General features: G+C 60.1%; 13 protein-coding genes. 4 read left to right on the plus strand and 9 right to left on the minus strand.

Going from position 1 to position 12,817, the window contains the following annotated elements; all coding sequences use genetic code 11:
* Window positions 1-33 precede the first annotated feature (33 nt).
* Window positions 34-1,464 carry a pyridine nucleotide-disulfide oxidoreductase gene (locus tag ACIPO9_RS01020; RefSeq protein WP_274131866.1) on the minus strand — a complete coding sequence of 477 codons (1,431 nt, stop codon included), beginning with the start codon at window positions 1,462-1,464 and terminating at the stop codon, window positions 34-36.
* An 864-nt stretch (window positions 1,465-2,328) separates the two neighbouring features.
* Here ACIPO9_RS01020 and ACIPO9_RS01025 point away from each other — a divergent pair.
* Complete coding sequence (locus tag ACIPO9_RS01025; protein WP_274131864.1) at window positions 2,329-2,643, plus strand: hypothetical protein; 315 nt, start codon at window positions 2,329-2,331, stop codon at window positions 2,641-2,643.
* Window positions 2,644-2,667: 24 nt separating this feature from the next.
* On the opposite strand, the gene ACIPO9_RS01030 is transcribed toward ACIPO9_RS01025, so the two are convergent.
* The 3 genes from ACIPO9_RS01030 to ACIPO9_RS01040 form a co-directional block, all read right to left on the minus strand.
* Window positions 2,668-3,084 carry a hypothetical protein gene (locus ACIPO9_RS01030; protein WP_400778304.1) on the minus strand — a complete coding sequence of 139 codons (417 nt, stop codon included), beginning with the start codon at window positions 3,082-3,084 and terminating at the stop codon, window positions 2,668-2,670.
* A 382-nt stretch (window positions 3,085-3,466) separates the two neighbouring features.
* On the minus strand, window positions 3,467-3,730 hold the full coding sequence (locus ACIPO9_RS01035) for a DUF1652 domain-containing protein (RefSeq protein WP_274131860.1): 264 nt from the start codon (window positions 3,728-3,730) through the stop codon (window positions 3,467-3,469).
* A gap of 371 nt (window positions 3,731-4,101) precedes the next feature.
* Window positions 4,102-4,578 (minus strand): GNAT family N-acetyltransferase, encoded by a 477-nt coding sequence (locus tag ACIPO9_RS01040; protein ID WP_400603690.1) that lies wholly within the window; start codon window positions 4,576-4,578, stop codon window positions 4,102-4,104.
* A 407-nt stretch (window positions 4,579-4,985) separates the two neighbouring features.
* On the opposite strand from ACIPO9_RS01040, the gene ACIPO9_RS01045 reads away from it, so the two are divergent.
* Window positions 4,986-5,918 (plus strand): hypothetical protein, encoded by a 933-nt coding sequence (locus ACIPO9_RS01045; protein ID WP_400778307.1) that lies wholly within the window; start codon window positions 4,986-4,988, stop codon window positions 5,916-5,918.
* Between the two features lie 157 nt (window positions 5,919-6,075).
* Here ACIPO9_RS01045 and ACIPO9_RS01050 read toward each other — a convergent pair whose 3' ends face one another.
* Window positions 6,076-6,933, minus strand: a complete 858-nt coding sequence (locus tag ACIPO9_RS01050; protein WP_400778310.1) for a LysR substrate-binding domain-containing protein — start codon at window positions 6,931-6,933, stop codon at window positions 6,076-6,078.
* Window positions 6,934-7,047: 114 nt separating this feature from the next.
* Here ACIPO9_RS01050 and ACIPO9_RS01055 point away from each other — a divergent pair, with 114 nt between their 5' ends.
* Together ACIPO9_RS01055 and ACIPO9_RS01060 are read left to right on the plus strand one after the other, a co-directional pair.
* Window positions 7,048-7,752, plus strand: a complete 705-nt coding sequence (locus ACIPO9_RS01055) for a haloacid dehalogenase type II (RefSeq protein WP_400778313.1) — start codon at window positions 7,048-7,050, stop codon at window positions 7,750-7,752.
* A gap of 10 nt (window positions 7,753-7,762) precedes the next feature.
* Window positions 7,763-8,548 (plus strand): aldolase, encoded by a 786-nt coding sequence (locus ACIPO9_RS01060; protein WP_400778316.1) that lies wholly within the window; start codon window positions 7,763-7,765, stop codon window positions 8,546-8,548.
* A 210-nt stretch (window positions 8,549-8,758) separates the two neighbouring features.
* On the opposite strand, the gene dctM is transcribed toward ACIPO9_RS01060, so the two are convergent.
* From dctM to ACIPO9_RS01080, 4 genes are all read right to left on the minus strand, one after another.
* Window positions 8,759-10,042, minus strand: coding sequence for a C4-dicarboxylate TRAP transporter large permease protein DctM (gene dctM / locus ACIPO9_RS01065; RefSeq protein ID WP_400778319.1), 1,284 nt, complete (start codon window positions 10,040-10,042; stop codon window positions 8,759-8,761).
* Window positions 10,042-10,674 carry a TRAP transporter small permease gene (locus ACIPO9_RS01070; RefSeq protein WP_400778322.1) on the minus strand — a complete coding sequence of 211 codons (633 nt, stop codon included), beginning with the start codon at window positions 10,672-10,674 and terminating at the stop codon, window positions 10,042-10,044. Before ACIPO9_RS01070 ends, dctM begins: the two co-directional genes overlap by 1 nt.
* Window positions 10,675-10,753: 79 nt before the next feature.
* A complete protein-coding gene (locus ACIPO9_RS01075) occupies window positions 10,754-11,761 on the minus strand; it encodes a TRAP transporter substrate-binding protein (RefSeq protein ID WP_400778324.1) in 1,008 nt (335 codons plus the stop codon).
* A 163-nt stretch (window positions 11,762-11,924) separates the two neighbouring features.
* Window positions 11,925-12,749 (minus strand): HpcH/HpaI aldolase/citrate lyase family protein, encoded by an 825-nt coding sequence (locus ACIPO9_RS01080; RefSeq protein ID WP_400778327.1) that lies wholly within the window; start codon window positions 12,747-12,749, stop codon window positions 11,925-11,927.
* Between the last annotated feature and the right edge of the window lie 68 nt (window positions 12,750-12,817).

A 12,817-nucleotide genomic window follows, 5' to 3' on the forward strand; every position in this document is an offset into this window, starting at 1 on the left:
AGGCAGTTCGGGACGCAAGTCTTGCAAGGAGAGTCAGGATTGCGCGTTGGCCAGCACCGGCCACAGGAACGGCTGGCGTTGCTCTTCGCGACTGGCCACCAGCGTGCGGCTGACGCTGACGGGCTGAGCGAGCGGTTCCTGCAGCCGCGCCAGAACGGCATCGATCACAGCCCCGCTGGCGTCATGGTGGAATTGCCAGACGCCGTAGATGCGGCCGTCGAATGACGCTTCGCTGCCCAGCCGAGGATCGACACCAAGCCCGGCACCGAGCCCGAACAGGTGCAGGCCATAGAGGCGCTGGCCGTTGGAATCAAGGGGGCAGCCGGCGGGGTCCGAATCCACCCCGCCCTTGACTTCCATCAGGCTGATCGCGCCACCGGCGACATAATTCATCGGCGGCAACAGCGGCTGGTAGCCGGTGCACTGCACCACCACCTCGGACTCCGCCAAGGCCTGACGCGCCAGTTCGTACTGACCCTCGGGACCGTTCAGCGTCTGCAGCAGATGCACTCTGACACCGGTTTTGCCGACATGCCCGTTGGCCAATGCCTCACGTCCTACATCCAGCGCACGGTAGCGCAAGCCGCCGGAACGGTTGACGCGCCCCGATACCGGGCACACATCCCTGACCGGATCGAAGGCATAGCCTGCGTCTGTCGCCGCCTGGGCGGTCTCGTAGAACAGCCGGATCGGCGAACGGTGCACCAGGGTCACTTCGTCCATGCCGGCGAATTCCAGGGCGTCGGCGAGATTTTCCAGCGTCGAGAAGGCACTGTGCGAACCGCCCACCACACTGATCCGCCCCTTGCGCGCCAGCGTCGGGGCGAAGAAATCGCGCAGTTGCACAGCATTCATGCGCAGCAGTTCGTCGGCGCTCTGGACCTTGGCCGTGGGTGGAACGGCCAGGCCCTGGTCGGCAAGGCTGTCGAGCAGGTTTTGCGGATCCTGCCGCCCACCCAGATTGAGCACCAGCGCCCGGCAACGGATGCGCCGGGTGTGCCCCTGGGATTCGACCCAGACCTGATAACCGTCATCCTCGTGCACCACCTCGGTGATGGTGGTGCTGGTCCACAGCTTCACACCGTAATGCTCGACGATGAAGTCGAGCACCAGTGTCGAGGCCTCGGCGAGCAGCTCGGCCACATCCGCCAGTTGCGGCGCGCTCTGGGCCTGACGGCGGATACGCCAATACGCCGGAGAGTGTTCGAGGGGTTCGAACACATCCTTGAGCGCCGGATCGCGCAGGCAATCGAGGAACACATCGCCTACCGAGTTGGCAGTGATCCTGTAGTCGCCCAGGCGACCCGTGCCCGGGTTGGGGCTTGCATCGACAATGATCAGGCCTTCCCTGGCCAGCTCCGGCATGGCTCCGCTTTTCAATGCATTGAAAAGCAGCCCCATTCCTGCCGGTCCGGCACCACCGACTACGCAACCGCAAACGGTTTCCAGATGATCTCCATACATAATCTTGACTCCAAACGAGGTCGATGCATTGAGCGCAGCCCAAAATGCGTCCGGGACAATGTGTAACAGGCGCAAAGAACCGCCTGCTCTAAAGCAACTTGCGTTTATGTGTAACTTGATACGAACATGTCTAACTTGATACAAAACATGTACCGCAGAAAACCTTGGGCATGACTACCGCACACCGACCATAAGGGCAGCGGGTTGAAAACGGCAGCAAGTGCGCGGCAGCGCCACTAAGAAGAGGAATCGATCACCTGGCGTCGCCCTGAAATCATTTCTGCGGGGACCTGGGAGACGCTACCGCCATTAGCGAAGCGCTCTGGTTCGGGACTTCCAGGCGCGCAATCGGTAACGGGTCAAAATTTATTTCAAACTATTACAAGAAGAATTACGTAGGGTGATAGTTTCAAAAAACCCGGAAGGTGTCAAATTTTCGAGAAAATCTCGTTTTGTGTAATCTGAGTGTTCAACATACTGTTTTAAAACGATTTTATTTTTTGACGCCATTATTTCAGAGGCGCTGAATATCTCCATACATTTTTAAAATCGCAACCGTTCATTTTTTTATCAACTTGCGATTAATCGAACCGCAAACTTGGCTGCTAGTTGTCGGAAAACTGTCACATCATTAGCCTGCTTATTATCCGGATGAGAATGTTTTCCAGCCGGTTTTCCGTCCATTGAGGCGCAGGCATATTAATGACGCCATAAAAGCCGCTTTTCGCCGAAATCAAGCCGCTGCCTCCCCAGTGCAGTCGATGGATGGTCATACCTGCCGGCAAAAACACAGAACTATTCCCGGCCCGCCCGGTTCCACTGTCTGGCTCGTACCACTTTTGAACGGATATGGAGGTCGCAAACATGAATGCTGAGAAAAACCGTCGGTCCAGCATTGCCGAAATCGACTATTCACGTGACACCCTGTTCGGCCCTATTCCCATGCAGGCGACGTGCAGGGTTCGCCTGGCCACGGTTGAGATGGATGGCCACAGCTTCAGGGAACTGACGATCATTGGTGAAGTGCCCGATTACCTGCCCAAGTCAGCCATCATCCGCGTTGCACTGGACGGCAGGATCGAAGCCGGCCCGATCCGCGAGCACTACGCGATCGAGCACAATGGCGAAGAACAATTCAGGCTGTTGTTTGAAAATGAGCACCACCGCAGCGTGCATTGATCGCACGAGCTGGTGCCGGGCGCGTTATTGCAAATGACTGGCGTGTTGCAGGCCTGCAGCCGAGTCGGCATGCAGGTTGCCGCCCTCAAGCGCCGGAGCCTGGCCTAACGGGCCGTGGCTGACATGCTGGACCTCGGGTGCCACCAGGTCGTCGCCAATAAGCCCGGGCTGCTCCCCATAGCGCAAGCCCTGAATCTGCGGTGCCGTGTCGAGCACCGGGTCGGGCGGCAGCAGGCGTTGGCGTTCCAGGGCGGTCATGGGGGGCTGGAAACTGGCGTTCCTCGCTTCCAGGCGCTGCAGCATGAGGAGTATGGCTGCCACACAGAGCACGACGATGCCCATCAGCAAGCCAACGCCCATCATTACCTTGCGTCGACGTACATCGCCCCTGAGGTCCGGCCCCTGCGGCACTTCACGGGCATCGGGCTGGTAGTCAGCCATGCATTCCCCTGTCTGTGTGGTGTTAAGCGAAACCGGCGGCCTGCCGCCCTGTGCGGGCTTAAGATAAAAGGTATGCGAGCGTAATTCCAGATCTACGTGCAGATGCACTGCTCCTGCCGCCGATGGAACGCGCATCCCGGCAGACATTGGCCAGAATTCTGGAACACTTCATTTGAGTGCGGTCGCGTCATTCGTTCAACGCTATTGCGGGGATAGGTCAGAAATATATAGGAGGGGGTGGAGTTATCGAAAGTGATAAACCCAAAGCCTTGATCAACTAACATCTTTCGCCAGGGGCGCTAAAACAAAAACGCCCATGACATGCACTGCATCATGGGCGTCGGTCTGTGAACCCTGATATACGTAAAACACATCGCGTCATTCAGCCTGCCAGCGCATGTCGCTGCTGGTAGCGCGAATTGTTCAGGTCGGCGCGCAATTCGCCGATCAGTTCGCACAGGGCGCGGCTATTGTCCAGCCGCTCCAGCGCAATACCGCTGGCCAGCAGCTCTACGCGCTCGGTGAGCGGGTCAATCACTTCGACCGTCATGGAGTCACTCATCACGGTGCAGTTGCAACGCATCGGCAGAAACGCACTTTCAATTATGCTGCGTAGTTCAAGGTTGGAAAGCGTACATGCAATCATTAGTTATATCCTCCCGAGGCGACTCCTGTCATAACTTGTAACAGTCACTCGCCAACACCCAGTAACCCACTTGCGTGGGGATGCCATCGCTCGATTCGTCTCAAGAACCTCATGGTTATTGGCGAATAACCCAAGTTATACGCCTGGCCCAAACCGGAAGCAAACAGCTGAAAAACAGTGAATTGTGGCGCCGGTTAACTGTCTTCTCGTTTCGAAAAAACGATTCATCAGCAGTAACCAGTGGAAAAAACGAGCGGATTCGTTCGAGGGTCAGCGGAGGGGAGGCTGAACAGGCCCGGAATTGGCGCAAAAGACATTGAACCGCTCGTCGGCCACTGTAAGGCTGACCGACGAGTGGCAATTCGTGGAAGTTATTCGCGGGGCAGGCGCAGGTGAACCAATGCTACGCGAGCGCCTTTCTTGTCCTGGCGTTCTTCGATGGCGAAGGGCTTGAAGCCGAGTTTGGGGTAGAACAGCAGGCCCGGCACGTTGTGGTTGAAGCAGGAGGCGGTCAGTTCCTTGGCCTCGTGTTTGCCGAAGGCCAGTTCCATCATGCAACCGATCATGTACCTGCCAACGCCCTTGGCGCGGGCGTGGGGCGCGATGATGACGTTGCCCATCGAGCAGCGGCCCCGGAAGTCGAAGCGGGAAAAGTTGGCGAAGCCGACCACTACCCCGTCCAGTTCAATCACCGTGTTGTCGGAGCGCTGTTCAATCGAATCTTTCAGCTGCGCAGGGGTGAGCGGAAATGTGGCCTTGGGGAACATGTAGAAAAGCTCGTCGATGCTCTGAGGCATGTCGCAGACGGCCGGGATGTCTTTTTCTTCCAGGGGGCGGTGCACGAACATGGTGGTAAACCTCTCGAAGATCGGTGGGCCGTGCGCAAACTATAGGTCATGCGCTGGCACCGGGACATTAGCCTAAAGGCGGGTAATGCATATATATGTTGCGGTTCTACGTTCAGGAAGTCCGCAAGAGCGGACTGCATAGGACAACCCTTCAGAAAATGAGTGCCAGAATATTTCTAGCGGGTCTCGATCAACGCGAAAAACATCGTGCAATCCCTTGATCAGGCTGAACTTCTACAAACCGGGCAGAACGCCACCGCAACCTTGGCCTGTCATGCAAATTGCATGAACAGGACTGCATACCCCATCAGTTAACTTACTGATTTATATTGCAATTTCTTATTTCAACCACTGGCACAGCCGGTGCATTAGCTCCTGCAACACCTATTCGCATGGAGCAGCACACGATGAACGTTTCCCCTGATTCCTATCCTGCCGACGTAGAAGTACCCTCCACTGCCTCAGGCGTGTCCTGGGCTGCCATCTTTGCCGGCGCTGCGGGCGCCGCCGCGTTATCGCTGATTCTGGTATTGCTTGGCTCGGGCCTGGGCTTCTCGGCGATGTCGCCGTGGGCCAGTGAAGGGGCCAGCGCCAAGACACTGGGCATTTCCACGGTGATCTGGCTGGCGCTGACGCAAATCATCGCTTCGGGCCTTGGTGGCTATCTGGCCGGTCGGCTGCGGGTGAAGTGGTCGAACATGCATGGCGATGAAGTGTATTTCCGCGACACCGCTCATGGCTTCCTGTCCTGGGCAATCGCAACCCTGGTGACCGCTGTGCTGGTCGTGGGCTCGGTCAGCGGCATCGTCGGCAGCGGTGTCAAGGCCGGTGCCAGTGCGGTAGCAGGCGTTGCCGGGACCGCAGCGGTTGCAGCCGGCAGTGCAGCCGGTAACACCAGCTCCGATCAATATGGCTACTTCGTCGACAGCCTGTTCCGCGACGACCGCCCTGCAGCCGTCAGCGATGACGCAGCGCGCGGCGTGGTGGTGCGTATCTTCGCCAAGACCCTGGCCAACGATGGTCAGTTGGCAACCGAAGACCGCAACTACCTGGCCCAACTGGTTTCGCAACGTACCAACCTGAGCCAGGCCGACGCCCAGGCCCGTGTCGATCAGGTTTACGGTCAGGCCAAGCAGGCCGTGGCTGACGCCAAACTCAAAGCCCAACAAGCCGCCGAGACTGCAGCCAAGGTTGCCGCCATGACCGCGCTGTGGACCTTCGTCGCCCTGCTCTGCGGTGCCTTCGTCGCCAGCCTCGCCGCCATCTGGGGTGGCCGTCGCCGTGACACCGTGACCTACGTTGAAACCCGTGCTTACGCCAGCACTTCTACCCTTCGCTGATCAAGGAGAAACATCATGCGCTCATTACTGCTGTGGTTCCTGGGTGTGCCGATCCCGGTGATTATCCTGATCGCACTGTTCATGCACTGACCGAGTCGTAGACGATCCGCGTGGTGCCCTGATGTTCTGGGCCTGCGCGGATTTTTTTTTGCCTGTATCAATTGCCTGTCATCTGCCCCTTCATGTACTCGACCAGGGTGCGCTGCACATCGGTCAGCATCCGGTTGGCCGCCACCAGCGCCAGCTCGCTGGGCGGCACCGCCGCAAACCCTTCCTCCACGCCCAGCAAACGATGATCGACCAACATGGCCGACGCAGGCAGCAGGCTGATCCCCAGCCCAGCAGACACCGCCGCCTGAATGCCCACCAGACTCTGGCTGGCAAACGCCACACGCCAGCGCCGCCCGGACGACTCCAGGGCGTGCACGATACGGTTTCGGTAGATGCAGCCCTGAGGGTAAACCACCAACGGCACAGGATCGTCGATGACGTCCATCTTGCACCCCGCCACCCAGTTGACCTGCTCAGGCCAACTGGCCAGTGCTGGCTCCTGCTTGCTGCCGCGATCACGCTTGACCAGCGCCAAATCAATCTCGCGGTTTTCCAGGCGCTGATGCAGATCGACGCTCAGGCCGTTGACGGTATCCAGCCGTATGCGCGGATGCTCCCGGGCAAAGCCGGACAGCAAGGCCATGAGGCGCTGTACGTCGAAATCCTCGGGCACGCCCAGCTTGACCACGCCAACCTCACCATCGCCACACAGCACGCTGTGGGCTTCCAGCGCCAAGACTACCAGCCGCCGGGCATAGCCGATCAGGCGCTCGCCGTCTTCGGTCAGCTCGATGTGCTTGCTCGCCCGCTGGCGCAGCAACAGAGGGCGCCCAAGCGTCTCCTCCAGTTTGCGGATTTGCTGGCTGACTGTGGACTGGGTGCGGTTGACCCTCTCGCCAGCCTTGGTAAAGCCACCTGAATCGACCACGCTGACGAACGTGCGCAGCAGTTCCAGATCAAACATGGCGTTCGTCCTCTTAATTCGAAATACAACTTATTTTTTGATCTTAATTTAATTTTACGATCAAAACCACGAACGTCTAGAGTGGCCTCACAACACTTCGATCTGGAGCCGACCATGACCACTCCCCGCCCCCGCTGGCTGACCTTCGACTGCTACGGCACCCTGATCCAATGGGACGAAGGCCTGCTCGACTGCGTACGTCAATTGCTGGCGCGCAAAGGCAGCCCGGCGCTGGATGCCGACCGTTTCATCGAGATCTACGACCGTCACGAACATCGTCTGGAACAGACGCCACCCCACCATTCGTTCGCCGACATTTCCCGCCAGTCGATGGCCCTGACCCTGGAAGAGCTCGGCCTGCCCTGCGAGCCCGAAGATGCCGAAAGCCTGATTCGCCGCATCGGCCAGATGCCGCCCTTCCCTGAAGTGCCCGAGACCTTGAAGTGGCTCAAGGCCCAGGGCTTCAAGCTGTGCATCGTGTCCAACACCGATGACGACATCATCAAGGGCAACGTGGCCCAGATTGGCGGCCATATCGACCGCGTGATCACTGCGCAACAGGCGCAAGCCTACAAGCCCGATCACCGCCTCTTCCGGCACGCCCATGAGCAATTGGGTGTGGGTCTGGACGAGGTGCTGCACATCTGCGCCAGCCCCCATCTGGACCTGGCAGTGGCCCGGGACCTGGGCTTTCGTTGCGTGTGGATCGACCGCGGCACACGCCGCAGACCCTTGCCCGACTACACTCCTGACGCGACGCTGACAAACCTGGCCCAGGTGCCCGACTACATTCGCGGCAAGGGTTGGGCGCACGAATAAGGAGAGCTCCATGGCACACGATCTGCGCAGCGCTGCGCGCAACGACCGGCACTACACGAACCTGGACAGCCCGCAGATCGCCGCCGCCCGGCTGGACCTCGCCGCCAGCCTGCGCATGGCGGCGCGGCTGGGCTTGAGCGAGGGCATCTGCAATCACTTTTCGTCGCTGGTGCCGGGGCACCCCGAGCTGTTTCTGGTGAATCCCTATGGCTTGAGCTTCGAGGAGATCACGGCGTCGAGCCTGTTGATCTGCGACTTCGCCGGCAATGTGATTGCAGGCGATGGCAAGCCCGAAGCGACGGCGTTCTACATCCACGCCCGGCTGCACCTGAACAAGCCGGGCGCCATTGCGGCGTTTCACACGCACATGCCCAATGCCACGGCGCTGGCGATGCTCGAAGGCGAGCCGCTGCTGTGGGCCGGGCAGACAGCCCTGAAGTTTCATGGCCGGGTGGCGGTAGACGAGGACTACAACGGGCTGGCGCTGGACAATCGCGAAGGCGACCGCATCGCGGCGTCGATGGGCGGGGCGGATATTCTGTTTCTGAAGAATCACGGGGTGATGGTGACGGCCCGCAGCATCGCCCAGGCCTGGGATGATCTCTACTACCTGGAACGTGCGGCCGAAGTGCAACTCAAGGCGATGAGCAGCGGGCGAGCGTTGAAAGCCATCGAGCCTGAAGTGCTGTTGCGCACGGCCCGGCAGATGGCTGAGGAGGATGCCGAAAGTGCGCGACTGCATCTGGAAAGCGTTAAACGGATCCTGGCACGGCACGCGCCTGATTTCGCGGATTAACCGGCCCGAACCACCACGCACCGTAGCAGCACGGCTTGCCGGCGGGGGCGGTGTATCAGACACCTCTGCATTGCCTGACACGACGCCCCCGCCGGCAAGCCGTGCTGCTACGGGGGGAATCGGCACAATGGGATGAAAAAAGCCCCCGAAGACTCAAGGTCGACGAGGGCCAAGGCACTGCGCTCACAGTTCGGTCAGTGACTCACGCCGTCATGGCATGCCCAGCCAGTTCGGCAGGGCCAGCGAGATGAACGGCACGTACGTCACCAGAATCAGGAACAACAACAGGATAGACAACCACGGCAGCGCCGCGCGGATCGTCTGCCCCAGGGTCAGGCCGGTCACCGCCGAGGTCACGAACAGGTTCAGCCCCACCGGTGGGTGAACCAGGCCGATTTCCATGTTCACCACCATCACGATGCCCAGGTGAATCGGGTCGATCCCAAGCTTGGTGGCAATCGGGAAAAAGATCGGCGCCAGGATCAGCACGATGGCCGAAGGCTCCATGAAACTGCCCGCCACCAGCAACACCACATTGACCATGATCAGGAAGCCGATTGGCGTCAGCCCTTCGGAAATCACCCAGTTGGTGATCTGCTGCGGGATCTGTTCGGTGGTCAGCACGTGGGCGAACAGCATGGCGTTGGCGATGATGAACATCAGCATGATGCTCAGTCGCCCGGACTCCAGCAGCACCTTGGGGCAATCGCGAATGCGCATGTCCCGGTACACGAACAGCGCGATGAACGCCGAATACACCGCCGCCACGGCCGCAGCTTCGGTAGGGGTGAACATGCCGCTGTAGATGCCGCCCAGGATGATCACCAGCAGCAGCAGGCCCCAGAATGCCCGTCGCGCGGTGGACAGCCACTGGCGGAACGACACCCGTGGTTGCGCTGGCAGCTTCTTGACCCGGGCGACGATGTAGATCACCACCATCAGGATCACGCCCAGCAGGATCCCCGGTACCACCCCTGCGATGAACAGCTTGCCCACCGAAGTCTCGGTGGCCGCCGAGTAGACGACCATCACGATCGACGGCGGAATCAGGATGCCCAGGGTACCGGCGTTACAGATGATCCCGGCGCCGAATTCCTTCGGATAGCCCGAACGTACCATGCCGGCCACGGCAATCGAACCCACCGCCGCCACCGTGGCAGGCGAAGAGCCAGACAACGCCGCGAACAGCATGCAGGCCAGCACTGCCGCAATCGCCAGGCCGCCGCGAATGTGGCCCACGCAGGCGTTGGCAAAGTCGATCAGCCGTTGCGCCACGCCACCTGTGGTCATGAACGCGCCGGACAGCAGGAAGAACGGAATCGCCAGAAAGGTGTAGCTGTCGGAGGTTTCAAACAGCTTGATCGCCAGCGAACTCAATGAGTCCTGGCTGAACAGCAGAATCGACACCGCACCGGACAGGCCCAGCGAAATCGCAATGGGCACGCCCAGGAACATGAACACGAACAGCAGGAGGAACAGACAAAGAACGGTCATCAGTGTTGCTCCTCGTTAGGGTTGGCCAGTTTGCTGGCTTCTGCTGCCTCGTCGGCCAGCCCAAGGCCCGTCTGCCGGTGGGTCCAGATGCGGTAGAGAATTTCCAGATAACGGGCGATCACCAGCGCGAAGCCGATGGGCACGATGACGGTGATGTAGGCGACCTTGACGCCATAACGGTCCAGGTCTTCAGCGCCGATCCCGGCCACGAACAGCGCCGACACCCATTTGTAACTGGCCACCAGAAACAGCCCGGCGTAGGCCAGGCAGCAGGCGCAGGCGAGCATCGCAAGAATGCGTTGCATCGGTTTGCTGGTCTTTTTCACCAGCGCGTCGACTCCCAAGTGGCCTGCAGTGCGCACGCCGTATGAGATGCCAAAGAAAATCAGCCAGCCAAAAATGGCTTTGGTCAGGGCGACGCTCCAGGTCATGCCCTGGGCGTAACCCATCAAGTGATCGCCGATCCCTGCGAAAAAATCACTGCTGACCGCCCATTGGTCGCTGAGGGTGTAAAACAGCGTGTAGATGTTGTTCAGCGCCACGTAGACGAACGTCACCAGCGTCATGGCAGCCAGCAGAAAGGCGATGAAACCTTCCTCCAGGTGCTCCCAGAGTCGCGTCAGCGATTGCATAAGAATTCTCCGAACGTAGAGAGAGCGGCCACCGGGAGCCCGGCGGCCACGCAGACATCACTGCCTGGATGAAGCGGTCTTATCGGGCGACGACAGACGCCTGGTTGGCATCGTCCGCAGCCTTGATCAGGTCCGGGCCGATTTCTTCGGAGAACTTGTCCCAGACCGGCTTCATCACTTCACGCCACTTGGCGCGCTGCTCGGGGGTGAGGGTCACGATCTCGCTGGTCTTGGCGTCGATGATCTTCTGCTTGGCGGTCTGGTTCAGGGCTTCGGCCTGCTTGTTCACTTCGACCGTCACCTGATCCATGATCTTTTGCAGCTCGTCGCGCACATCCGCAGGCAGGCCGTTCCAGAACTTGGAGTTGGTGATGACCATGTAGTCGATCAAGCCATGGTTGGACTCGGTGAAGAACGGCTGAACCTCGTTGACCTTCTGGCTTTCATAGTTGGACCAGGTGTTCTCGGTGCCGTTGACGGTGCCGGTCTGCAGGCCCTGATACACCTCGGCGAAGCTCATCTTGCGCGGGTTGGCGTGCAGCGCCACGAACTGCGCTTCCAGCACGCTTGAAGCCTGTACGCGGAACTTCAGGCCACGGGCGTCCTTGGGTTCGACCATCTTCTTGTTCGATGACAGCTGCTTCAGGCCGTTGTGCCAGTAGGCCAGGCCGTGAATGCCCTTGTCGTCCATCGAGGTCAGCAGCGCTTTACCCTGCGGGCCTTGCTGGAAGCGGTCGACAGCCGCCAGGTCATTGAACAGGAACGGCAGGTCGAAGATCTGCACTTTCTTGGTGTACTGCTCGAACTTGGCAAGGGATGGCGCCAGCATCTGCACGTCGCCGAGCAGCAGGGCTTCCATTTCCTTGCCATCGCCGAACAGCGAGGAGTTGGGGTACACCTCGACCTTGACCTTGTCTTTCAAGGCCGGATCGGCGGCGACGAGTTTCTGGAACATCAACGCGCCCTGGCCTTTTGGCGTGTTTTCCGCCACCACGTGGGCAAACTTGATGACGATAGGGTCCGCATAAGCCATGCCGGCCACGGACACTGCAGCGGCGCAGAAAAGCGCCTTGGTCAGCTTCAACATCGATATCACCTTTTTATTTTTGTAGGAGCGTATTTTTTGTAGGAGCAATCGGTACTGCTTGAGCGTTGTGCACTCTAACCATGCCCAACATGACGTGTTTAGAGAATCAGCTTTTATGTAAGCCGGCATTCGTCATAGCCGAACGCCATATGGCGGACGATACTCATCTCGCGCTCATGGCCAGCAATCGCTGCGCCCGCAACAGCACCGGAGCATCGACCATCTGCCCGTCCAGCTGGAAGGCACCTGCGCCGCCGGCTGCGGCACTGGCGTCCACTACGCGGCGAGCCCAGGCCAGATCCTCGGCGCTGGGGGCCAGCGCTGCGTGGATCACAGGCACCTGCGCCGGATGAATGCACAGCGCGCCGCCGTAGCCCATGTCGTGGGCATGGCGGATGACCCGGTGCAAGCCGTCGGGATCGCCGATGGCCGGGTGTACGCCGTCCAGCGGCGGCAGCAGGTCGGCGCCTCGGGAATGCAGTTGCACCGACATGCGCGCCTGATCGAGGAACATCTGCGCCGAGGCGGTGCCGGTGTTGAGGTTCAGGTCCAGCGCCAGGTCCAGGCCGCCGAACGACAAGCGCTCGACACCCGGTGCATGGGCAATTTCCTGCAACGCCAGAAGGCCCTTGGCGCTTTCGATGATGGGCAATACCGGCTTGCCGGTGGCCCACACCGCCGCCACATGGGCGGCACTTTCGACCTTGGGCAGCAGCACGCCGGCCACGCCCGCGTGCTGTTTGCAGAACGCCAGGTCAGCGCCATGCTCGGCATGATCCGGCGCATTGACCCGCACCCAGACCGACGCCTGTGGGTTGGCCTGCAGAAACGCCGCCAGATGATCCCGCGCCTGGCGCTTGAGCGGCTCTTCGACGGCATCCTCGAAATCGACGATCACCGCATCGGCGCCAGCAGCCAGCGCCTTGGCGAAACGCTCGGGTCGGCTGCCGGGGACGAACAGCGCGGAGCGGATGGTGGATGGGGGCATCTTTCATACCTCATTGATAAGTCATGCGCACAACGTGACGGCGCATCGGGCCCGTAGGAGCGCGCTTG

The organism is Pseudomonas sp. NPDC090203, from assembly GCF_044746765.1.
Classification (GTDB): domain Bacteria; phylum Pseudomonadota; class Gammaproteobacteria; order Pseudomonadales; family Pseudomonadaceae; genus Aquipseudomonas; species Aquipseudomonas putida_AD.